Origin of the sequence: Cloacibacterium normanense, assembly GCF_002943105.1 — a bacterium.
Taxonomy (GTDB): Bacteria; Bacteroidota; Bacteroidia; order Flavobacteriales; family Weeksellaceae; genus Cloacibacterium.
In genome coordinates this window covers 53,704-77,584 of sequence record NZ_PTPZ01000010.1, presented here as the reverse complement: position 1 = coordinate 77,584, position 23,881 = coordinate 53,704, and the positions used below count along the sequence as shown (strand labels likewise).

Genomic DNA, 23,881 nt, shown 5'->3' with positions numbered 1-23,881 from the left:
ATGGAAATTACAATGCCGCAACAAGTGTAACGCAAGCGTTAACAGTAGATAAGGCAAATCAAACGATTACCGCGATTACTGCAACGATGACTAAGTCTTATGGAGATGCCACGTATAGCATTGCCACGACAGCAAGTTCAGGTTTAGCAGTTACTTACGCAAGTTCCAATACCGCAGTAGCCACAGTAGCTGCAAACGGAACCGTTACCATTGTTGGAGTAGGAAGCACTACTTTAACCGCATCACAATCAGGAAATGGAAATTACAATGCCGCAACAAGTGTAACGCAAGAGTTAACAGTAGGTAAGGGCAACCAAACGATAACTTTGGCGAGCACAGCGACTAAAACAACCGCAGATGCACCATATACTTTAACCCAGAATGCAAGTTCAGGATTAGCGATTACTTATGCCAGTTCAAACCCAGCAGTAGCTACTATTAGTGGGAATACTGTAACGATAGTAGGAGTGGGTACCACTACCATTACAGCCAACCAAGCAGGTAATGAAAATTATAATGCAGCACCTGAAGCCACTCAAACTTTAACGGTGACTTTGCCTCCAAAGGTAATTCTTAAATGGAATACTTATGGAAATTCTGGTACAGAAACTACTGAAGATAGTTCTTTTAATGTTGATGGGCTTTCAAATTCTACACTAAATTATGTAGGAAGTACAGTAACTCCTGCTGGTAATTCAAATCGTTTTGGTGGAACTAACTGGGCAATAGGTTCTTTATCTACAACTAAATATATTCAGTTTACTGTAACTCCAGCTGATGGATTTACTTTTACACCAACTTCTTTTGATTTTATTTGGGATTTTTCATCATCAGGCCCTAAATCAGTAACATTGAGATCTTCTGTAGATAATTATACAAGCGATATTGGTACAATAACTAATATGAGTGCAAGTACATCAGTTTTTAAAACTATTAGTATTTCCGGTATTAATGATGTTGTAGCTCCAGTAACTTTTAGACTTTATGGTTATGATGCTACTTCGACATCGGGTACGGGTGGTTTTGATGTAGGATCTAATATTGATAATGTCATTTTAAAAGGTTTTGTTAATTTGCTTCCACCAGTAATTACGAGTTCATTAACAGCATCAGGAAAAGTAGGAACATCATTTAATTATAATGTTACTGCATCTAATACTCCGAGCAGTTATAGCGCAACAGGTCTTCCAACAGGATTATCTATCAATAGTAATTCAGGTTTAATTTCAGGTACCCCTACAGAAGCAGGTAATTTTGATGTAACGATAGGAGCAACAAATGCGGCTGGAACTGATGCAAAAACTTTAGTAATTAATATTGCAAAAGGTGATCAAACCATTACCTTCGCATCATTAACGGATAAATTAGACACAGTAGGTACCTTTACATTGTCTGCTACAGCTTCATCAGGACTAAATGTAACTTATACAAGTTCCAATACTTCTGTATTGACAATTGCTGGAAATGTAGCTACAGTTTTAGCTCCAGGTGTAACTACAATCACGGCTTTACAAGCGGGAGATGATAATTATAATGCAGCAACCGATGTAAGCCAAGATCAGAAAATAGTAGATAGCACTATTACTGTTTGGGACGGTACTGCTTGGTCTAATGGAGAACCTACCTCCAGCTTGAAAGCAATTCTTGATGGAGATTATGATGGTTCATCATTTGAGTCACAAACATTAACCGTTAATACAGGGAAAACGCTTACAGTTAACTCATTTGTGAAAACAGGAAATGTAACGAACAATGGTAACATTATTGTAGCAAATAATGCTAACTTCCTGCAAATAGGAAGCTTTACCTCTGGAGACGGAGCATCGTTTAAAGTAAGAAAAGATACTAAAGCAGTGAAACGTTTAGCGTATATGAATTGGAGTTCTCCTATGGCGAATTCTTCACAAACATTGAAACAATTCTCTTATGGTAAAAATGCCAATGGAACGGCGCAATCTTCTACAGGTACTCTAGATAACAGATTCTATACCTATAATAATAATGCGTATGTTCTTACAGCTCCTTCAGGAACCTTTACGAAAGGGCAAGGATATTTAATTCGTACGCCAAATGACTTTACTACGACTCCACAAATATTCCATGCTCAGTTTGAAGGAACTATCCCAAATGCAGGAACTATAACTTATGACCATAGTAGTTTACAAGGGAATTTTATTCTGTTAGGAAATCCTTATCCAAGTGCTATTTCTTATGATGATTTTATGATTCAAAATACCAATACTACAGGTACAGTTTATGTGTGGAATAGTCAGGTGGAAATGGTGAATAATCAATATGCTGGTACCATCTATAATACATTTACAAGTGCGGGCGCCAATCCGGCTAATTCATTAGATGCTTATATTCCTGTAGGACAAGGATTCTTTGTTCAACGTACCAATAATGATCCATTTGTTTTTACTGACGCTATGAGAAGAACTACAGAAATGGGAGTGACGAGCAAGTCTTCTACTGTTTCTAAAAATAGATTCTGGCTAGAGTTAGCATCGCCTTCTGGAGCAAAACCACAAATGTTATTAGGATTCTTCCCAGGCACTACTAAAGGAATTGATAAAGGATATGATGCCATCCTTTTAGATGCAACTACAGAAACTTTATATTCTACAGTAGAAGATAAAAAACTTATAATAGATGCACATGGAGGATTTGATGAGGCAGATGAATTCTCATTGTCCGCTAATCTTACTACAGGTGGTAATTATACCATAAGTTTGCTTCAGAAAGAAGGAATATTCAGTAATGGGCAAAAAATTTATTTAAAAGATAACCTTACGGGAGCAGTAACTGATTTAACTACAAATAAATATGAATTTACTGAAACGACTGGTTTGAAATCCAATAGGTTTACTTTACAATTTAAGCCTTCGGGAGTTTTAGGAACGCAAGATCTTGCAAAAGAAGAACTCAATATAATAAGCGTAGGTAAAGAAGTAAGGATTAAAGCAGGGCAAAATGTGGCGACAGTAGAAATTTATGATTTGACGGGTAAAAAACTCATAAAAGTTCAACCTCATCAAAGAGAAACAGTGATTAATCTTTCTACTGAAGGAATGATAGTAGTAAAAGTGACGTTACAAAACGGCAGAGAAAAATCTAAAAAATTAATAATAAAATAGAGCGTTATGAAAAAAATATGGATATTAATGACAATGAGTATATCGCTATTAGGTATTGCACAGGAAGAGGTACAAGGAGATGAAACTCCACCACCTGCATTTTATGATAGTGAAGTAACGTATAAACAAAAAGTAGAAGCCCTTGATGATCCTGGTACAGGAGGAGCAATTGATGGAGAAGACCCTATTCCGATAGACGATTATATTCCATTATTACTTATAACAGGTATTGGACTTAGCGCTTATATTGTAATCAAGAAGAAAAAGATTTTTATGAATGGATGATAATTGAATATTAATTTAAAGCTTCTCTAGAAATAGAGAAGTTTTTTTAATTTAATGTTTTGAAAAATAATAAGATAGAAGTAATAGCGTAAACCTTAAGATAATGTCCTGTTAACTAAAAAAATAATAGAGAAATAATCGTAGATATTGCTAAATAAGAGGTAATGAATACCGATTTTATGACTTATAGAGTGCGAAATTTTCAAATTTTATCTATATTTGTGGCTATTATTTAGAGTATATGAAGAAACATTTAGTTTACTACCTTGTTTTATTGATGGCAATAAGTTCTTGTAAACCAAAAGAAAACATGGTATACATGGAAAAAGAAAAAAACATAGCTGAATCTAAGATCAATCAAGCCGTTTTTTATGGAGCTCATATTCAGTCAGGAGATGTTTTAGAGATTAAAGTAACCGCTTTTGATGAAAATGCGGTGAGACCTTTTAATCTTCACTCAATGAATAATGCAACCAATCCTGAACAAGTTAATTTGGGTCAAGTAGGACAAATTGCACCTCAAGGTTATTTAGTAGATAATGAAGGGTATATTTATTTCCCAGTTTTAGGAAAATTATACATCAAAGGAATGACCTTAGCTCAGTTAAGAGCAGATATTGAAAAAAGATTACTCACATATCTATCAGATCCTTTGGTTTCCATTAAACAGTTAAATTTTAATGTTACGGTATTAGGAGAAGTGAAAAAACCAGGCCAATATACAAGTCCCTCAGATAAAATTACCATCTTACAAGCTTTAGGTTTAGCAGGGGATATGACCGATTTTGGGAATAGAACCAATGTGAAATTAGTAAGAGAAGAAGAAGGTGTCTCTAAGACATATGTCATTGATTTTACCGATAAAAATATAACAAGTTCACCGTACTATTACATGCAGCAAAATGATGTATTGTATGTAGAACCAGACCTCATCAAGAAAAAGTCTGCAAATATAGATCCTAATCGTGGGTTAATTTTTCAGATTGGAGGCATAGCATTAGGGTTAACATCTATATTGATTAGTATATTAAAATAATAACTATGGATTACACAGAAGAAAGAGAGTCAATACAGACCAGCAACTCAGATTTAAAATTTTTACTACTTCGCTACTTACGTTGGTGGCCTTTATATATTATTTGCATTATTATTTCACTTTCTATCGCTTGGGTAAAATTGCGTTTTACAGTGCCAGAGTATCTTACCAAGGCGTCTTTGTATGTGAAATTGCAGGCTGCCAAGAAAGGAGAGATTATGGGAATAAAGGATTTTCAAAATATGGCATTGCCTACAGGGTTGGTTACCAATGAAGTGGACAATGAATTATCCGTTTTGAAATCAAAACCATTATTGTATAATGTGGTGAAAAAAATAGGATTAGATGTTAAAGCCATAAAAAAAGGAAGATTTAAAGATACTGAGTTGTATGAAGATGCACCTTTTTACGGTTCTATTCTAGTGATCAACCAGCCCAGAAAATTTAAATCTAAGGAATATGAAATTATACCACAATCTAATAATGGCTATAAGTTATTAGACGAGAAAAAAGAGATTATTGGACGTTTTGGTATCCCATTAAAAACCGATTGGGGAACAATTGTTTTAAATAGAAATTCTAAAATTTATTTTGGAAATCCAATTTTTTTACAGGTGACCAATCCAAAAATTTTGGTTGATCAACTTGAAGCTTCTATTACTCTTAATATTCCTGAAAAAAAATCAAGCATTATTGAAATCAGTCGAGTAGGGACTAATCCAGTTCGATCTGAAGATATTGTTAATGAATTAATGAATCAATACAATTCAGATGCTATTAAGGATAAGAATATTGAAGCAATGGCTACCGCAAATTTTATAGACGAAAGACTTAAAGTGATTACTGAAGAGCTTGGTGGTATAGAAAATAAAAAAGAAAACTTTAAGGAATCTAATAAAATAGCAGATTTACAGAGCCAAGCAGAATTAAATCTCAAAAATATTAGCGAAACTACAAAGAGGCTTTTGGATTTGTCAACTCAATTGGAAATGGTTAATTCTGTTTTAGCGATAACCAATTCGTCTTCTCCTGAACAATTGTTACCCACAAACTTGGGAATGCCTTCAGCGTTAGATGCATTGATTGGTGATTATAATCAAATGGTATTAACCAAAAATAGAACTTTGCGACAGGCAACGCCTTCTAACCCTTCGGTGATACAGATGAACCGAGATATTGCATCTTTGAAGGAATTGATTAGAGAAAATCTTAAAAAGTCTCAAGCAAATATTCAATTAACGATTGGCCAAACCAAAAATCAAATGGATCAATCAGGAGAAGCCATAAGCAAATTTCCATTACAGGAAAAACTGTTTAGAAGTATTGAAAGACAACAAAATTTAAAAGAATCTTTATATCTCTATTTGCTTCAAAAAAGAGAAGAAGCTTCAATTGCGTTATCTGCCAATGCTCCAAAAGCAAAGATTGTGAATCCTGCTTACACCTCAGATTCTCCGGTTTCACCGAAAAGACAAACCTATTATTTGATAGCATTTTCATTGGGATTGCTAATCCCCATTGGTATTTTATATATTATTTTTGCTTTAGATACTAAAATACATAATCGCAGAGAAATCAGAAAGGCATTGCCAGAGATACCTGTAGTAGGAGAAATTCCTAATGCTGGAGATGCAGAAAATTCAGTGGTGAAGAAAAATGACTTAACCGCTTTTGCAGAATCATTTAGAATTATGTTAACCAATGCTAAATTTATCGTTAAGCCCATCAAAGGGATAGCTCCAGTGATTATGGTTTCTTCTTCAGTAAAAGGTGAAGGAAAGACTACTGTAAGTACCAATACTGCATTAATTTTAGCACAAAACAAAAAAGTACTGTTATTAGGAGCCGATTTAAGAAATCCACAATTAAAAAGATTTATTACACATGGTAAAAAAGGGCTGTCAGATTATTTAGTTAACGAAAATGAAAATAATATTGAACAATATATTGAAACTTTTGAAGGTAATCCAAATTTAGATGTTTTATCTAGTGGTACTGTTCCTCCTAACCCTACCTATTTATTGTCGAGTGATAAAATGGTAAATGTTTTTACAGAATTGAAATCAAAGTATGACTACATCGTAGTTGATACGGCACCCTTGCTTTTGGTGAGTGACTCTTTTCATTTAATACAATATGCAGACTTGTTATTGTATGTGATGAGAGCAGAGTACACCGATCGAGACATGTTAGAATTTACAGAAGAGGTGGAAAGAAATAAAGCCCAAGGAAAACTGGCAATAGTCTTAAACGACGTAAAAAATAGACATATCTCTTATTATGATAATAAGTATGGATACAGATACGGATATAATTCAGATGATGAGAATGTGAATAAGAAAATAATATGGAAAAAGAGAATGTCTAATTTCTTTTCCAAATTCTCTTAATTATTTTAATGGAGAAAAACTCAATTCAGATTTAATATTCTCCTTGAATATAGCAAATAGATACCATTCCCCCGTTAAAAACCCTGCCCTCAAAGTAGGGTTTTTTACTGAAATATTTTTTTTAAAAAAAACAGACAATACACTTTATCATAAAGGTCTTTTTCCACTTTAGATGCCTTGTAAACGTATGTAAATCTCGCTTAGAAAGATTCCAATAAAATCGGTAATCCCCTTTAAAATTCAAAAATTCACGACTCCACATCATCACATCATCACATCACCACGACTTTACCAATTCACGATTCACCAATTCACTCTTACATCTCGAATCCCGCATCTTGGCTCTCAAATCTCACATCTCCACATCATCACATCATCACATCACCACATCATCACATCACCACGACTTCACGACTTTATCAATTCACGATTCACCAATTCACTCTCACATCTCGAATCCCGCATCTTGCATCTTGGCTCTCACATCTCACATCTCACATCTCACATCATCACATCATCACATCATCACATCTCCACGCCTTCACGACTTCACATCTCACTTCTTAATTTTGAAAAGCCTCATTCTAATTAATATAGAAATTAATTCCTAATAATGAAATATTTACAAAACAATTTTCAACAATTTTTAAAAAAAATAAGTATTTTTGTAGCTAATTAAATATTAAACTTATGAACCATTTTAAGAAGTATGTATTACTTTTCTTATTGTTATGGGTTAGTAAAAATTCCGCACAAGAGAAAAAAGATTTTATGGAGACAACTGGTAAGGTTACAAATGAAGCCATTACGGATACGCTCCCAAAAGACAGAAAAAAAAATTACAACCGTTGGTCTTTGAACCTTAATGGGGGTATTAATGTAGGGATTCGTCCTTTTACCACAGGGTATTACGCCACTACACCCAATTACATCTCTAATCCTAATTTAAATCATTATGATTTTAACATTAGAAAAATGTTTAATACAAAATTTGGGTTAAGATTAGGTTTTGTATATGATAATTTTAAAGCCGAGACCAAGAGTCCCCCTTTTGATAATAACATGTACAGAGTGGATTTACAAGGGGTAATGAATTTGCATAGAATAATGAAATGGGAAGAATTTACAGATACTTTCGGTTGGCAGTTTCATTTTGGACCAGGATTTTCATTTTTAGAGGCACCTACAACTAAAACTTTCAGTAATTATGATAATATTTTTAGCATAGTAGGAGGAACTACATTTTTAGTTAAAGTTTCTAATAGATGGGCACTAAGTGCAGATTATACAATAATAAGTAATTTAACACACCACGTTACTCTAGATGGTCAAACAAAACTAGACCCAAGCCTGAGTAGAACAGGTACAGTTTATAACACCTCTTTAGGTATAACGCTATATTTAGGCAAGAAACAAAAACATGCAGATTGGTATTGGGAAAAAAATACTACAAAACGAGAGTATAATCATTTGTTAGCTAGAATTGAAGATTTAGAAAATAAGATAGCGGAAAAAGGAGATTTAACAGAAGAAGTTAAAAATTACATCAATAATAATTATGGAGACTTACAGAATACTGTAAATAACTTTAATGATAATTATACTAATGTTCAAATGAAGAACATGATTAATGGGCAATATGTTAATGTGTTCTTTGATTTTGATGAAACAAGAATCACTCCTGGAAGCATCTCTGCGATTAATTTCTTGATTAAATACCTTAATGCTAATCCTAATGCAAGTGTAGATGTAATAGGATATGCAGACGAGTTAGGTGATTTTAATTATAACATTAATTTGTCAAAAAGAAGAGCGGAAAGGGTAATGGAAATGATCGTAAGATCTGGCATAGATGCTAAACGCTTGAAATTAGTAGTGAAAGGAGAAGATAATTCAGTTCCTAAAGAATCTAAATTGGCAAGACAGTTGGTAAGAAGAGTTGCCTTTAAGGTATCTGAATAGAAGACATAAAAATATTATAAAAAGACTTATGGAAACATAAGTCTTTTTTTATTATACTATCTCAGAATGGGTGTAAGTTAAAAAGTTAAGGTTTGGATCTTATCATCTGAGCCTTTTTCTAAAAATAAACATAAATGGCGTGAGAACAATATGCCAATTTTGGATAGGCAATGCCTTTTTTTGTTTATTTCTGATTTTTCCGTTGAAATTTTCGTTTGAGTTGTTGGCATAGAAGGATTTTACGCATTTGTTCTTTAACCTCGCTCACTCATTCATAAAATCTTTATTGTTTAGTAATTCTTCTTTTTCAATCTTAATTATAAATAAGAATTTCGCACTCAGAATATAAATTCAGTGGAGATAAACAAAAAAGCTAACTTTTACAGGAGTTGACTTTTGGGATTAAAATATTAACGAGTATCAATTTTTAATTTTTGTGTTTTTATTGTTTTACTGTTTTTATTGTATTTATATTTTTAATTTATATATTTGTGTAAAGTCATTAATATTTGATTATGATAACTGTTATATATTAAAATGAACACAAAATGAAAAAAAGTGTATTTTTATTTCTGATTTTGATTTCAGTATCTATATGGGGCCAGAATCTTACCATGAAAGAGTTAATTGCTCTTAGAGAAATGTCTACTACTGACACTCAAAGTTTTCTAATTAAAAAAGGGTTAGTGCTGGAAGTTTTCGAAGAAGAAAATAAAGAAGAATTTGGGGTAATGCAGTTCAATTATAACAAAATTGAAGGTTATAATCCTCCTAATTATTCTTTTATAAAATATTTTTCTGAAAAATATTCAGATGATGAGCGTATTACCATAATGAGCTTAGATCAAAAAAAATTTGAAGAATATCAGATTGAAGTTTCTAAAAAATATGGAGATTTAATTTTCTCTGGAAATCCAGAAGGTATTCCTACTAAGGTATATCAAGGGGAAAAGCTTACGTTTATTTTTGAAATTACAAGCAAAGGAAATTATAAAAATATACAAAATTTAAGTATTTATACAAATAAAGATTATAATCAGAATCCTTTTTGAGTGAATTTTAAGATAAGTAAAAATAATGTAAAGAACTATCCCATAAAGGGTGTAAGTTAAAAAGTTAGGGCTTGGATTTATCATCTGAGCCTTTTTTCAAAAATAAATATAAATAGGTTTATAACCAAACCCCAATTGGTCCATTTTTGGTAGCCTCTTCTAAAGCGATATACGCAGCCGACTTTACGACACCACGACTCCAGACCTCCGCGATTTCACGTCTAAAGAATTCCAAAATTTTTCTTTTCCTCCCTTCCTTCGACTCCGCTCAGGATGACAAAAGTGGAAAAATTTCTAAGTAAGAAATGAGATAGGCTCCCTTTAGGGTTGGGGGACACCTATTTTATTTTAATTACTCCAGTAGCTATCTCGTATCTCGCATCAACAACTCCACACCTAAAGAATTCCGAAATTTTTATTTTCCTCCCTTCTTTCGAATCCGCTAAGGATGACAAAGGTGGAAAAATTCTAACAAAGAAATAAAATAGGCTCCCTTTAGGATTGGGGGAAACCTATTTTATTTTAATTACTCCAATATCTATCTCGTATCTCGCATCAACAACTCCACACCTAAAGAATTCCGAAATTTTTATTTTCCTCCCTTCTTTCGACTCCGCTCAGGATGACAAAAGTGGAAAAATTTCTAACAAAGAAATAAAATAGGCTCCCTTTAGGGTTGGGGAAACCTATTTTATTTTAATTACTCCAATATCTATCTCGTATCTCGCATCAACAACTCCACACCTAAAGAATTCCAAAATTTTTCTTTTCCTCCCTTCCTTCGACTCCGCTCAGGATGACAAAAGTGGAAAAATTTCTAAGTAAGAAATGAGATAGGCTCCCTTTAGGGTTGGGGGACACCTATTTTATTTTAATTACTCCAGTAGCTATCTCGTATCTCGCATCAACAACTCCACACCTAAAGAATTCCGAAATTTTTATTTTCCTCCCTTCTTTCGAATCCGCTAAGGATGACAAAGGTGGAAAAATTCTAACAAAGAAATAAAATAGGCTCCCTTTAGGGTTGGGGGAAGACCTATTTTATTTTAATTACTCCAATATCTATCTCGTATCTCGCATCAACAACTCCACACCTAAAGAATTCCGAAATTTTTCTTTTCCTCCCTTCCTACGACTCCGCTCAGGATGACAAAGGTGGAAAAATTTCTAACTGAGAAATAAAATAGGCTCCCTTTAGGGTTGGGGAAGACCTATTTTATTTTAATTACTCCAATAGCTATCTCGTATCTCTCATCTCTCATCTCACATCTCACATCTCACATCTCACATCTTGACTCTTGACTCTTGACTCTTGGCTCTCGATTCTCCTGAATATAAAAAACTCTCAGGTATGCACCAGAGAGCTGTATAGGGAAAGTAACCGTCGAAAAAAATCAATGGTAAAAAACCTTTAATAATAATGCAAACAAAGTTTTTTACTGAGTTTGCTCTTTTTCTTGTTTCTTTTTAGCGAAATAGATACTTGCCGCAATTCCTGTTATAAGTAAAGGGTATGTTAAATCACTAATAGGAGCAGCTGGAGCATTTGGAGCATCTGCCGCATCACCGTCTCCTTCATATCCAAAACCTGGATCAACCCCATCATCTTGGGCAAAAATTATGGTAGAGAACGTAACATAAAATATAAATAAAATATGTTTTAACATAGTAATAAATTTATTGAATAATGATGGTTTGTGATTTTTTCAGTTCGCTATTTTGATCATAAAGGTTGATGTAATAAACACCAGTCTTAAGATAAGAATTAAACGCTATATGGCCTAATTTATTGTTTACAGAGATTATTGAGTTTGTTTCAATAAGTTGTCCCGCAGTATTGAATAATTTATAGTAATAACCAGATGAGCTAGATTCAAAAGAAATATTTATTCCTTGTTCTGAAGTAGTGGGATTAGGATATATCAATAATGATGAAGCTTTAGGTGTTGTAGTTCCTAAAGTAGAAGCTACAAAGTTTATTTTGAAACGGTTTCCAGAGCTTAATGCGTCAGAGGTAATTTGAAATTCATATTCAAAAATACTGCCGTCTAAAGCAATAGGAGTAGAGGTTTGTAAGAAGGTATCTTCTAAGAAAGCCTGCCCTGAGAAGGTGAAATCTTCAGTAAAAATTTTCAATTTATAGTTTGAATTTTCAGTAGTTTGTGTTAATCTAAGCATTAAAAAATCATTATTTTGAATTGGTGCTCTATGCTCTGAAGTTAAAGAACGTGTATCAGTGTAGAATGCTAAATTTTCACTTGGATTGCTCATTTTAGGGACATCGTTTGTGTCAAATGCATTATTTCCTCCAGAATAAAACCCTGCTACAACAGCATCTTTTTTGTTCCAAATATTGTCTTCTTCTTTGTGTAAAGTTACTCTCAGTCGCTCTGAAGAAACAGTGTTTGCAACTCTATTGAAAACTAAATTTGAGTTTGAAGTTGCTTTATGGGTTTCCTTTATTGTTAATGTGGATGTTCCAGACTCAGCTTTTACAAAGAAAGCTTCGCCTGATTGCATTATGGTACTTTGGTTCGCCGGATTAGGGGCCAATCCAGGATTTCTTGTAGTTGTATAGTCACTGTATCCAATAACATCATCCCAAGCTACATAAGCTCCATATGATCCAATTGTTGGGTCGATAAACCATATTTTTTTTCCAATTCCACTGTTTGAGCCATCATTTAGAATTGTTTTAAAGTCTATTGGGCTTGCATATGGATTACCTACGATAAAATAAGTGGTTGATGGAACGTTAGAATACACAACATTTCCAGTGATTAAATTCCCTGTAGCTTTTAAGGTTGTTGTTGCTTGTGGAATGTTAGGGTTTACATTTCCTTGACCATCAGTGGCTTCTCCATAAGGGTGTGTTGCAAAAAGTAAAAAAGCTTTGTTTAATGAACTTGTAAATAGGGTTTCGGTAAAAGTATTAGTAATACTAGTCCATGTACCTGTAGAGTTATTAAATCTTCTTAAATTATGACTTGAATTTGTAATTAATTGTAATCCATTACTAGCTGGATTGCCACTAGGACCCCAAATATCTGTTCCGTATCCGCTAACCGAAGAACCATTGTTTTGCCAATTATAAAAAACGGTATTATTTGTTGATCCTTTTACAGGTGCGGTTATTAGTCTCCATTTTCTACCTTGATTTGTTAAAAATCGTTCAACATTGACGTTGCCATTAATCGTTGGATTAGAGGTTAATGAAGCTACTCTAGCGGTGTTTGATATGTTTGAAACAAGAGTAATTATACCCCCTGTGTTAAAAGTGACTGCAGCAGGTAAATCGAAAAGAGTTCTAACTCGAACATCACCAGTTCCTGTTAGGTTTGAAGTCGCGTTTACAATAAGTTGATTTGGATAACAAACTGTGTTAATCTGAACCCCATTTGTTGAACTTAATGTTAATGTCTCTAATTGCGTTGTGGTATCTAATAATTCGTTTCCTGCAACGATTAAATTGGAGTTTTGGGCGTAAGTTACATTGTATATACCACCTGAGATTAATGTTGGACTGTCTTTGGTTGCGCCTCCACTTCTAATTATACTAGTGTTTGTGTTTAAATTAAACCCTCCGATTAATAGTCCTTTTATTAAATATAGATTACCACCTGTATTAATGTTAAAACCATTGCTATAAACGTCGTATTCTGAATTAATTTTGATATCTCTATAATTGGTATTGAAGACAGTTAGATTTGCACTGCTAGGTCTATATTCAACAGTGCACCCCGTAAAAACAGGTTGTAACTGAGATAATTGCGTCCCCCCTAATGGGTTTAATACTAAAGGTTCTGAATTTCTTAAAATTAAGGTACCTTGTCTAACTCCAAGATTGCTATTGTATCCAGTGCTACTTCCATTGTCTTCTTGAGTCATTATCATTTGACCAAGGATAGTAATAACGCCAGAATCATGTCTAAAAGTAGCTCTATTGTTGTTTGAATTTACTACGTTAGTGTACAAATTTACATTTCCCAAAATGTCAAAATTTGTTGTTGTTCTAACGGCTAAGGTAGTGGTTTTGGCGCTTGATACAGTGATATCATTTCCTATTGTAAGGGATCCAGCTTGTACTGAACCTGGTCCATTTAGAATGGTTGTATGATTGTATGAGTCACTTGCCTTGATGAAAAAATCTCCAGTTATTGTTAATAGTTGATTTGTATTAACAGTTATTACTGCAGCATTTGATGTACTTATTGTTGTGCTTAATCCAGAAGTATTGTTAGCTAACGGTTCTGTGGTTAAACTACTACAAGTAACGCTGGCGGTAATAGTGATAGAATGTGCTTTAATAATTACAGCATCATCCGCATCAGGAATACCGTCAGCGTCAGTACCAGAATTTAATAACCACGATCCTGATGAATTCCAATTTCCATTGGCTTTACTGGTGAAAACGGCCTGTGAGAAAAAAGCTTGCGACACGAATAATGTGAGCACAAGAAATAAGTTGTTCCAAGATTTCATCTACGTTTGTGTTTAGTAAATTAAGTACAAAGATAGTAAATAAATATTAATAATGATAATTCTATTGTTCAGTTTGCTTTAAATTATTATTAAAAAATATAATAATCTGTAAAAACTACAATTAAAAAGAACTTTTATGCATCACAAAAAGAAGAATATCAATAATAATGTTCATCCATTAGAGAAATGGAAATGATCAAATGAATTCTATTCAGCATGTAAAAAAGAACGTTTTATATTATCATTTTCGCACAACTTCACGACTTTACTACTCCACAACTTCACAACTAAAGAGTGTCGAAATTTTTCTTTCCCCTCCCTTCCTTCGACTCCGCTCAGGATGACAAGGGTGGAAAAATTTCTAACTAAGAAATAAAATAGGCTCCCTTCAGGGTTTGGGGAAGACCTATTTTATTTTGATTACTCCAAATAGCTATCTCGTATCTCGCATCAACAACTCCAGACCTACAGAATTCCGAAATTTTTCTTTCCCTCCCTTCCTTCGACTCCGCCCAGCATGACAAGGCTGGAAAAATTTCTAACAAAGAAATAAAATAGGCTCCCTTCAGGGTTTGGGGAACACCTATTTTATTTTTAATTACTCCAAATAGCTATCTCGCATCTCGCATCTCGTAACTCATCATCAACTTTACGTCTAAAGAATGCCGAAATTTTTCATTCCCCTCCCTTCCTTCGACTCCGCCCAGCATGACAAGGCTGGAAAAATTTCTAACAAAGAAATAAAATAGGCTCCCTTTAGGGTTGGGGAGCACCTATTTTATTTTTAATAACTCCAATCGCTATCTCGCAACTTTCATTACATCATCACATCATCAAATCATCAAATCATCACATCATCACATCATCACATCTCGGCTCTTGATTTTTAGTCAGCTCAGACACTTCACATCATCACAACTTCTCGACTTTACGCCTTCACAACTCCACAACTTTACGACTACACCATTTCACAAAAATACCCCAGCAAATGCTAGGGCTTTTTTTATTCTTTCGGAGGAATGGTTTTGCGCGTTACAATGGGTAAACCAATCAGTTTTATTTTCTTGGGCCAGAGGTTTAAGGATGCATGGTTTTTCTTTCGTTTAACTTTCAAATGTTTCATGAATTTTTTAAAGTCTTTATTTTCAGACCTGGGAAAGTACGTTAGTCTTCTCACCAATCGGTCTACATCTATTATTTTGCTTCTTGGTCTTGGGGTATTGTATCTTTTGGTAAATTCATTGAGTGGGACAATATTGTTTTTTTCGCCTTCAGGAACTTCGGGTTCAGGTACAGGCAAAACCATAAAGTTTTTAGGGTAATAAATCTTACCTCCAAAAGTAGTATGTCTAATTTTGCCATTTTTGCGGTAGCGTTGCAAAGTTCGTTCAGAAACTTTTAATTTTTCCATCATGGATACATTGTCATAATACAGCAAATCACCATCTGATGGTCTTTCTAGTACCGTTTCTTCTTTCTTCAAAGGACTTACAACTTCTGCTAACATCTCTAAGGCTTTTTGTAATTGTTGTCCGTTCAATTGGTGGGTCATAAATAAAAATATTATATAATTATTAATTTTTTTTTATCTTTTTGATATATCTATTCTAGATCTTGTAAATCAGTAGGATTTATCAAAAGTGGTTTTCAAAATTAGGAAAGAAATTTCCTATTTAAAAATGAAAACCCCTTAATGTTTTCACTTTTCTTGTTTTTAGGGGCAAAAGTTTTCCACAGTCACATAGAAAGACTTTACAGAGGGCTTTTTAAGAGGATGGAGGTTTGAAATAGGTGTTTTGTGCTGGTTTTTATTAAACAGATAAACATTTATTTATCAGTCAAATAGCATCATGAGGTTATATTCTTGCTTCTTCTGATTTAAACACTAGAGCTATGCTGATACGGGTTTCATAGGAATCAAATTCCAGTCAAAGAGCAGTTTTGTTCGCAAAAGGTACCCGTTTTCCGAAGCAGACTCGGACTTGACTCGGACTTGATTCGAACAAGACCCCTTTTTTGATGATTCTAAAGGCCTCATTTTTTTCTATTGATGATTGAATTTTTGTAAGAGTACTTTATCAAATCAAAATTTTTTAATCCTGAGATAACGACACTTCAAGACAATACACGTTAAACCTAGACAATACCCGACAGTGGTGTGTAATTGTTTGTTTTGCAATATTTTACGCTTTAGTTTTGTGGTAGAAATAGGGCTGCAGACCTATAACTGGTGTTTTTAAATAATTGTATAATTCCTAAAAAAAAATAACGTGGGAAAAATTAGAACAGGAATCCTCGGAGGATTCCAAGGAAAAGTAGGAACTGTAATCGGTTCTACATGGAGAGGTGAAGACATAATGAGAGCTTTGCCTAAAAAATCAAGTAAAAATCCAACAGAATTGCAAAAAATTCAAAGGATAAAGTTTAAAACCGTGAGTGAGTTTCTGAATCCATTGAGGGCTCCTCTCAATAAGTATTTTGGCAATGATATAGGAAAAAAGAGCAGGTATAATATGGCAACTTCTTACCACATTACCAATGCGGTAGAGGTGACGTCTGATGCCATACAGATTCTTTATCCGAGAGTATTGGTGTCCAAAGGAACGCTTTTTGGTTTTCAAAATCTTACAGTAGCGGTTTCCGAAACAGACTTAGAATTAAAGTGGGATGATAACAGTGTTTTTGGAAATGCGAAAGCAGAAGATACGGTAAATGTATTGTGTTATAATGAAGAGCAGAACGTTTTCTTCGTTTTTGAGAATGCAGCAATTAGGGGAGGACTTTCCGCTACGGTTTCATTACCTCAAAGTCTTGTTGGGTATGAAGTCATCGTGTATGCTTTTTTGTATGATACGGTTTCGAATACCGCTAGCAATTCCGTTTACTTGGGAAGTGTTGCTTTAGGGTAACGGATAGTTTTTTTTGACAAACAGCTTTCAAAGAATACTCTCTGAAAGCTGTTTTTTTTGTTATTATTTTCGCTTAGAGGAGCTCCCTAAAGGGTGGAAAAATTTCTAACAAAGAAATAAAATAGGCTCCCTTCAGGGTTGGGGGGATACCTATTTTATTTTGATTACTCCAAATAGCTATTTCGTATCTTTCATCACATCATCACATCATCAAATCATCACATCATCAAATCATCACATCATCAAATCATCACATCATCACATCATCAAATCATCACATCATCACATCTCTTCTTTAGAATGAGTATAAAATGGATTCATTTTTTGAAAGGAAAGTAAATTTGTTATTAATTTGCAGTTTAAAAACGAGCAAGTTTGATAGAATTGTAAAACATTGCCCAAATAATTAACCATGAATTGGTACGCTATTTATACCAAACCAAGAAATGAAAAGAAAGTTGTAGCGAATATTCAATCGCTAGGAATAGAGGCGTATTGCCCTACTATTTCTGTGGTAAAACAATGGAGTGACCGAAAAAAAACGATTATCCAACCGCTATTATCTTCTTATGTTTTTGTAAAATTAGATGAAAAGGATAGGCCCCTGGTTTTTCAGGTTCCGGGAGTGGTGCGGTATCTTTTTTGGTTAGGAAAACCTGCAATTGTAAGAGAGCAGGAGATACAGGCGATGAAAGAATTACAAGAAGAAAAATACAAAAAAGTCTGTGTAACGGGGATGGCTCGTGGAGAAAAAATGACCATAACCGAAGGACTTTTCAAAGGGCAAACGGCAACTTTAATTGAAGAAAAAAATAATAAAACCATTTTAGTTTTAGACAGCTTAGGAACCACTTTGATTTTGGAAAAGTAAAAAAGAATGGGGTCTTCAATACAAGCAAATAAAACAAGTGAACAAGAAAATTTATAATATGAGCAAAATATTAATCACAGGAGGGGCAGGTTTTATAGGGTCCAATTTATGTGAATACTTTTTAGGGAAAGGGCATGAGATTGTTTGTTTAGATAATTTCGCAACAGGTCATAGGCATAATATTACCCCATTTCTTGAGAATTCTAATTTTAGATTAATAGAAGGAGATATACGCGATATAGGCGTTTGTCATACTGCGGTTACAGGAGTAGATTATGTTTTGCATCAAGCTGCATTAGGCTCTGTGCCACGTTCTATAAAAGATCCTATCACTTCCAATGAAGTAAATGTTTCAGGCTTTCTAAATATGTTAGTGGCGGCTAGAGATGCTGGGGTGAAAAGATTTATTTATGCAGCAAGTTCTTCTACCTATGGAGATTCTGAAAGTTTACCAAAAGTAGAAGATAAAATAGGGAAACCTCTTTCGCCGTATGCCATCACTAAATATGTAAATGAACTATACGCGGAAATTTTTAGCAAAACATACGGCATTGAAACCATCGGTTTGAGGTACTTTAATGTATTTGGAAGAAGACAAGATCCTAATGGTGCCTATGCAGCGGTTATTCCATTATTTGTAAAACAATTAATGAAAAAAGAATCTCCAGTAATCAATGGAGCGGGAGATTATTCTAGAGACTTCACGTATGTAGATAATGTGGTACAGATGAACGAACGAGCAATGTTTACCACCAATCCTAAAGCGGTAAATACAGTGTATAATACAGCTGTAGGAGATAGAACTACTTTGAATGATTTAGTGAAATATTTAAAAGAATACTTAAGTAAATATGATGCTGAAATCGCTGAGATAGAGGTTGTTCATGGTCCTAACAGGCAGGGAGATATTCCGCATTCTTTGGCTTCGGTAGAAAAAGCAAAAGAGTTATTAGGGTATCAACCAACACATACTATTGGGGAAGGTTTAAGAGAGGCAGTAGATTGGTACTGGGAAAATTTAAAATAAAAATGGGCTTTATGGCCCTTTTTTTATGAAGATATCTCAACTCTCTGCTCTCACATCTCGCATCAACACATCCACAACTAAAGAATACTGAAATTTTTCTTTCCCCTCCCTTCCTAGAATGCTCAGGATGACAAGGGGGGAAACATTTCTAACTCATCATCAACTTTATGACTTCACAAATTCACAAATTCACGATTCACGATTCATATCCTCACATCCTCGAATCTCGAATCTCGAATCTCACATCTCACATCATCACATCATCACATCTTTTCTTCAAAATTTTTTGTTGTTTAAAAACATTTGAGTACTTTTGTTGTTCATTCAATAATATGTTAGACAGTATTATAACATCAAAAACACGATTGCGACTATTGGTAAAGTTCTTTATCAATGCTGCTAACACAGGCTACCTGAGAGGTCTTGCTCAGGAGATGAATGAGAATACAAACGCGATCAGAAAAGAATTAAACAATCTGAGCGAAGCAGGCTTTATTATCAGAGAAGAAATCGATAAAAAGGTGATGTATCAGGCTAATAAAGACCATCCTTTGTTTATTACTTTACAGCAATTAATCCAAAAATACGTCGGTGTAGATTTTATTATTAGTCAAATTCTCGAAAGAATGGGAGATGTTTCTCGTGTTTTTTTAGTGGGAGATTATGCTAAAGGAATAGATTCGGGAATAATCGAGGTGATTATAGAAGGTCCTGCCTTGAACCAAAACTATATCGAAAATATAATACAAAGGATTAAAAAAGAGATAAAAAAAGAAGTCATCGTTTACAGTACTACAGAATATGTAGGAGATAGACTGTTGGTTTTTGAAAATAAATAAGAGATTCTGGTTTTTTCAATGTTCTGAAAAATAGCTATTGAAAATTACTCATACCGAGGTGAACTCATTTTAAATGGGACTCACAGGGCGAAGCCATAAAAAAGGAGTAAAGAAGGCCTGTTAAAAAATTCTAAATTCAAACAAGATTAACAACAAATAAAATACAAATGAACAAGATTGCCATCATCGGACTAGGCTATGTTGGGCTTCCTTTAGCAAGATTATTTGCAACCAAATTTCCAGTAGTAGGTTTTGATATTAACCAAAAGCGAATAGAAGAATTAAATGAAGGTAGAGATGTAACCCTAGAAGTAGAAGATGTTCTATTAAAACAGGTATTAGTAGATTCTAATCCTTTTAAAGGTCACACAAGCGGTTTATTTTGTACAGCATATCTGGAAGAAATTAGAGAAGCCAACTATTACATTGTAACCGTTCCTACGCCTGTGGATAAGCATAATAAGCCAGATTTAACTCCTTTATATAAAGCTTCAGAAACGGTAGGTAGAGTTCTGAAAAAAGGCGATGTGGTAATTTATGAATCTACAGTATATCCTGGAGCTACAGAGGAAGAGTGTATTCCTGTTTTGGAAAAAGTATCGGGATTGAAATTTAACGTAGATTTTTTTGCAGGTTATTCTCCAGAGCGCATTAATCCAGGTGATAAAGAGCATACTGTGGAGAAAATTTTAAAAGTTACCTCGGGTTCCACGCCAGAAATTGGTCAAAAAGTAGATGCTTTGTATAAAAGTGTGATTACCGCCGGAACACACTTAGCACCTACCATTAAAGTGGCAGAAGCGGCAAAAGTAATTGAAAATTCCCAACGAGATATTAATATTGCTTTTGTAAATGAGTTGGCTAAAATTTTTAATATTTTAGATATAGACACTCACGCTGTTTTGGAAGCGGCGGGTACAAAATGGAACTTTTTACCTTTTAGACCAGGTTTGGTTGGCGGACACTGTATTGGTGTAGATCCTTATTACTTAGCCCAAAAAGCACAAGAGCATGGTTACCATCCAGAAATTATTTTGGCAGGAAGAAGACTGAATGATTCTATGGGAGAATATGTAGCTGCTCAAGTAGTAAAACTAATGATTAAAAAAGGGATTACCGTAAAAGGAGCTCAATTATTATTATTGGGAATTACTTTCAAAGAAAATTGCCCAGATGTAAGAAATACCAAAATAGTAGATGTGGTAAAAGCATTAGAAGATTACGGCATTCAAGTTACAATTTATGACCCATGGGCAAATCCTGACGAAGTGATGCATGAATATAACCTCGTTTGTCATTCCGAACTTGTTTCGGAATCTCTTGTTTCAGCATCTCACCCATCACCCATCACCCATCACGATTCTTATCATCCTGAACTTAATACTGAGCGAAGTCGAAGTACAGCATCTCACCCATCACCCATCACCCATCACCCATCACCCAACAAATACAACGCCATCGTCCTAGGTGTAGCCCACAAAGAATTCTTAAACTTAGATCTAGAACTGCTAAAAAGAGAAAATACAGTGGTGTATGATGTGAAAGGGATATTAAAAGAAAGTAACGCAAGGTTATAAACAAAAAAATTTATGAAAGACAAGATTTTATTAATTACCGGAGGAACCGGTTCTTTCGGCAGCGCTGTTTTACGCAGGTTTCTACATACCGACCATTTTAAAGAAATACGAATCTTTAGTCGTGATGAAAAAAAGCAGGATGATTTGCGTAAGGAGCTCAACAACGATAAAGTGAAATTTTATATTGGCGATGTAAGAGATCCTTTGAGCGTGGAAAATGCGGTAAAAGGCGTCGATTATATTTTTCATGCAGCAGCTTTAAAGCAAGTGCCATCTTGTGAGTTCTTCCCAATGGAAGCAGTTAAAACCAATGTGATTGGAACTGAGAACGTGCTTAACGCAGCTGAAAAATATGAAGTAAAACGTGTAGTAGTGCTGAGTACAGATAAAGCAGCTTATCCTATAAATGCAATGGGGATTTCTAAGGCTATGATGGAAAAAGTAGCAATAGCTAAATCTAGAAATTTAGATGATAACAAAACTATTGTATGTGTAACTCGTTATGGCAATGTTATGGCATCGCGCGGTTCTGTAATACCTTTATTCGTTGAACAAATTAAATCAGGAAAACCAATAACTATTACAGATCCAAACATGACTAGATTCATGATGAGTTTAGATGATGCTGTTGATCTGGTGTGGTATGCATTCGAGCATGGCAAACAAGGTGATTTATTTGTTCAAAAGTCACCAGCTGCTACCATTGAAGTACTAGCTAAGGCAATTTTAGAACTCAAGGGTGCAAAGAATAAGATTAGAATCATTGGAACACGACATGGAGAAAAGTTGTATGAAACTCTAGTGAATAAAGAGGATATGACTAAAGCAGAGGATTTAGGAAGTTATTACAGAATACCAGCTGACAACAGGGATTTAAATTATGAAAAGTATTTTACAGAGGGTGATAATGAAATATTCAATTATGATGAGTATCATTCTCACAACACAAAAAGATTAGATGTTGAAGAGATGAAAAGTCTTTTACTTAGTATTAATGATTTTTCAATTGTATGATATTAATGAGGTTTTCAACAAAAAAATTATTACTTAACAGCTTTGTATTATATACTATTACTGAATTATTATCTAAAGCTCTGCCTTTTCTTGTTTTTCCATTAGTAATCACTTATTTACAGCCTGATGACTTCGGTTTTGTAACTAATTTTAATGTATTAATTCAAATTTTTGGTGCTTTTGTAGGTTTACATCTTGGAACATATATTACGGCAACATATTATAAGTCAAGTGAAGAAGAATTTAAAAATATAATTTCCTCAACTTTAATAATAAATTTTATTATTTCGTGTTTTGTGGTTCTTGTAATTATTTTTTCTTATAATTTAATATTTAAATTAACAGCTATCCCTCTAAAATATCAAATTTATTCAATTATTACTGTTTTGTCAACATCAATTTTTAGTCTTTTCACCACCTTGTTGAGATTAAAAGAAAACCCAAAGTTTTTTTCATTATTTGTATTGTTAAACGTATTTTTTTCAACAGCATTAACTTTTATTTTATTGCATTTTTTTAAATTAGGATTAGAAGGTAGAATTCTCTCTATATTTATGCCAGCTTTATTTTTTGGGTTTATAAGTTTGTATTACTTTATTTCAAACAAAATTCTTGTATTGAATTTTAATAAAGTTGAATTTTATAATCAATTGCGATTCGGAATACCAATGCTTCCCCATTCATTGTCATTTTGGCTAAAAACAGGATTTGATAGACTTATTATTACAAACTGCATTGGTTTGACTGCAAATGGAATTTTCTCAATTGGGGCGACATTTGGATCAATTTTTTTTATTTTAAATACAGCTTTCAATAATGCTTATGTACCATATTTGTATAAAAAATTGTCAGATGAAAACTTGGACTCAAATGATAAAATTAAAATTGTTAAAGAATTATATATTTATGTCTTTGTATATTTAATAATAATTTTATTGGGATATTTTGTTATAAGTTTGATAATAACGAATTACTTTAAAAACTACATGGAATCACTTTTATACTTGCCTTATTTTTTAATATTCAATGTGTTTAATGTTCTTTATCAGATAGCTGTGAATTTTATTTTCTTTAAAAAGAAAACTAAATTTTTGGGATTAATAACATTTTCTATAACCTTACTTCAAGGTGTACTTGCTTTGATTTTAGTAAAGAACTATAGTTTGCATGGTGTTGGATTTTCAATGGTTTTTGCTTCTTTTGTATTATTTTGCATCGTTTTTTTTTACAGTAACAGAATATATAAAATGCCATGGTTACTTAATTAATTATGATAGCATTTTCATTAATAATTTAAAAA

Annotated in this window: 16 protein-coding genes; 13 read left to right on the top strand and 3 right to left on the bottom strand. The window is 33.6% G+C overall.

The genetic code is table 11. The annotated features are described in order from the left end of the window. The 6 genes from C3729_RS12750 to C3729_RS12725 all read left to right on the top strand — a co-directional run. Positions 1-3,137 (top strand): putative Ig domain-containing protein (locus tag C3729_RS12750; RefSeq protein WP_133159986.1); only part of this gene is annotated, 3,137 nt, incomplete at its 5' end. A 6-nt stretch (positions 3,138-3,143) separates the two neighbouring features. Beyond that, positions 3,144-3,422 (top strand): hypothetical protein, encoded by a 279-nt coding sequence (locus C3729_RS12745; RefSeq protein WP_104794503.1) that lies wholly within the window; start codon positions 3,144-3,146, stop codon positions 3,420-3,422. A gap of 241 nt (positions 3,423-3,663) precedes the next feature. Continuing rightward, on the top strand, positions 3,664-4,458 hold the full coding sequence (locus C3729_RS12740; protein WP_104794502.1) for a polysaccharide biosynthesis/export family protein: 795 nt from the start codon (positions 3,664-3,666) through the stop codon (positions 4,456-4,458). 5 nt (positions 4,459-4,463) lie between these two features. Continuing rightward, positions 4,464-6,848 carry a GumC family protein gene (locus C3729_RS12735; protein ID WP_104794501.1) on the top strand — a complete coding sequence of 795 codons (2,385 nt, stop codon included), beginning with the start codon at positions 4,464-4,466 and terminating at the stop codon, positions 6,846-6,848. Positions 6,849-7,538: 690 nt separating this feature from the next. Beyond that, positions 7,539-8,810: an OmpA family protein gene (locus tag C3729_RS12730; RefSeq protein ID WP_104794500.1), complete on the top strand. Its 1,272-nt coding sequence runs from the start codon at positions 7,539-7,541 to the stop codon at positions 8,808-8,810. A 548-nt stretch (positions 8,811-9,358) separates the two neighbouring features. Continuing rightward, positions 9,359-9,862 (top strand): hypothetical protein, encoded by a 504-nt coding sequence (locus C3729_RS12725; protein WP_104794499.1) that lies wholly within the window; start codon positions 9,359-9,361, stop codon positions 9,860-9,862. Positions 9,863-11,298: 1,436 nt separating this feature from the next. Here C3729_RS12725 and C3729_RS12720 read toward each other — a convergent pair. The 3 genes from C3729_RS12720 to C3729_RS12710 all read right to left on the bottom strand — a co-directional run bounded on the left by C3729_RS12720 (position 11,299) and on the right by C3729_RS12710 (position 15,896). Next, the gene (locus tag C3729_RS12720) at positions 11,299-11,529 is read right to left on the bottom strand and encodes a hypothetical protein (protein WP_104794498.1); all 231 of its coding nucleotides are present in this window, start codon (positions 11,527-11,529) and stop codon (positions 11,299-11,301) included. A 10-nt stretch (positions 11,530-11,539) separates the two neighbouring features. Beyond that, on the bottom strand, positions 11,540-14,344 hold the full coding sequence (locus C3729_RS12715) for a T9SS type A sorting domain-containing protein (protein ID WP_104794497.1): 2,805 nt from the start codon (positions 14,342-14,344) through the stop codon (positions 11,540-11,542). A 1,003-nt stretch (positions 14,345-15,347) separates the two neighbouring features. After that, positions 15,348-15,896, bottom strand: a complete 549-nt coding sequence (locus C3729_RS12710) for a helix-turn-helix domain-containing protein (RefSeq protein WP_104794496.1) — start codon at positions 15,894-15,896, stop codon at positions 15,348-15,350. Between the two features lie 718 nt (positions 15,897-16,614). On the opposite strand from C3729_RS12710, the gene C3729_RS12705 reads away from it, so the two are divergent. The 7 genes from C3729_RS12705 (at position 16,615) to C3729_RS12675 (ending at position 23,849) form a co-directional block, all read left to right on the top strand. Next, complete coding sequence (locus tag C3729_RS12705) at positions 16,615-17,253, top strand: DUF6266 family protein (protein ID WP_104794495.1); 639 nt, start codon at positions 16,615-16,617, stop codon at positions 17,251-17,253. Positions 17,254-17,665: 412 nt separating this feature from the next. Beyond that, on the top strand, positions 17,666-18,124 hold the full coding sequence (locus C3729_RS12700) for a UpxY family transcription antiterminator (protein WP_104794494.1): 459 nt from the start codon (positions 17,666-17,668) through the stop codon (positions 18,122-18,124). 58 nt (positions 18,125-18,182) lie between these two features. Then, positions 18,183-19,151, top strand: a complete 969-nt coding sequence (locus tag C3729_RS12695) for an SDR family oxidoreductase (RefSeq protein ID WP_104794493.1) — start codon at positions 18,183-18,185, stop codon at positions 19,149-19,151. Between the two features lie 374 nt (positions 19,152-19,525). Then, complete coding sequence (locus tag C3729_RS12690) at positions 19,526-19,990, top strand: ArsR family transcriptional regulator (RefSeq protein WP_260204526.1); 465 nt, start codon at positions 19,526-19,528, stop codon at positions 19,988-19,990. A gap of 167 nt (positions 19,991-20,157) precedes the next feature. Next, positions 20,158-21,567 (top strand): nucleotide sugar dehydrogenase, encoded by a 1,410-nt coding sequence (locus tag C3729_RS12685; protein WP_104794491.1) that lies wholly within the window; start codon positions 20,158-20,160, stop codon positions 21,565-21,567. 12 nt (positions 21,568-21,579) lie between these two features. Next, a complete protein-coding gene (locus C3729_RS12680) occupies positions 21,580-22,581 on the top strand; it encodes a polysaccharide biosynthesis protein (protein WP_104794490.1) in 1,002 nt (333 codons plus the stop codon). A gap of 5 nt (positions 22,582-22,586) precedes the next feature. Further along, positions 22,587-23,849 carry a lipopolysaccharide biosynthesis protein gene (locus tag C3729_RS12675; protein ID WP_165785778.1) on the top strand — a complete coding sequence of 421 codons (1,263 nt, stop codon included), beginning with the start codon at positions 22,587-22,589 and terminating at the stop codon, positions 23,847-23,849. Positions 23,850-23,881: the final 32 nt, after the last annotated feature.

Coding starts and splice junctions, on each gene's coding strand:
- C3729_RS12715 (WP_104794497.1), bottom strand. CDS start 14,344: ATGAAATCTTGGAACAACTTATTTCTTGTGCTCACATTATTCGTGTCG.
- C3729_RS12695 (WP_104794493.1), top strand. CDS start 18,183: ATGAGCAAAATATTAATCACAGGAGGGGCAGGTTTTATAGGGTCCAAT.
- C3729_RS12740 (WP_104794502.1), top strand. CDS start 3,664: ATGAAGAAACATTTAGTTTACTACCTTGTTTTATTGATGGCAATAAGT.
- C3729_RS12675 (WP_165785778.1), top strand. CDS start 22,587: ATGAGGTTTTCAACAAAAAAATTATTACTTAACAGCTTTGTATTATAT.
- C3729_RS12720 (WP_104794498.1), bottom strand. CDS start 11,529: ATGTTAAAACATATTTTATTTATATTTTATGTTACGTTCTCTACCATA.
- C3729_RS12700 (WP_104794494.1), top strand. CDS start 17,666: ATGAATTGGTACGCTATTTATACCAAACCAAGAAATGAAAAGAAAGTT.
- C3729_RS12745 (WP_104794503.1), top strand. CDS start 3,144: ATGAAAAAAATATGGATATTAATGACAATGAGTATATCGCTATTAGGT.
- C3729_RS12735 (WP_104794501.1), top strand. CDS start 4,464: ATGGATTACACAGAAGAAAGAGAGTCAATACAGACCAGCAACTCAGAT.
- C3729_RS12730 (WP_104794500.1), top strand. CDS start 7,539: ATGAACCATTTTAAGAAGTATGTATTACTTTTCTTATTGTTATGGGTT.
- C3729_RS12710 (WP_104794496.1), bottom strand. CDS start 15,896: ATGACCCACCAATTGAACGGACAACAATTACAAAAAGCCTTAGAGATG.
- C3729_RS12685 (WP_104794491.1), top strand. CDS start 20,158: ATGAACAAGATTGCCATCATCGGACTAGGCTATGTTGGGCTTCCTTTA.
- C3729_RS12680 (WP_104794490.1), top strand. CDS start 21,580: ATGAAAGACAAGATTTTATTAATTACCGGAGGAACCGGTTCTTTCGGC.
- C3729_RS12725 (WP_104794499.1), top strand. CDS start 9,359: ATGAAAAAAAGTGTATTTTTATTTCTGATTTTGATTTCAGTATCTATA.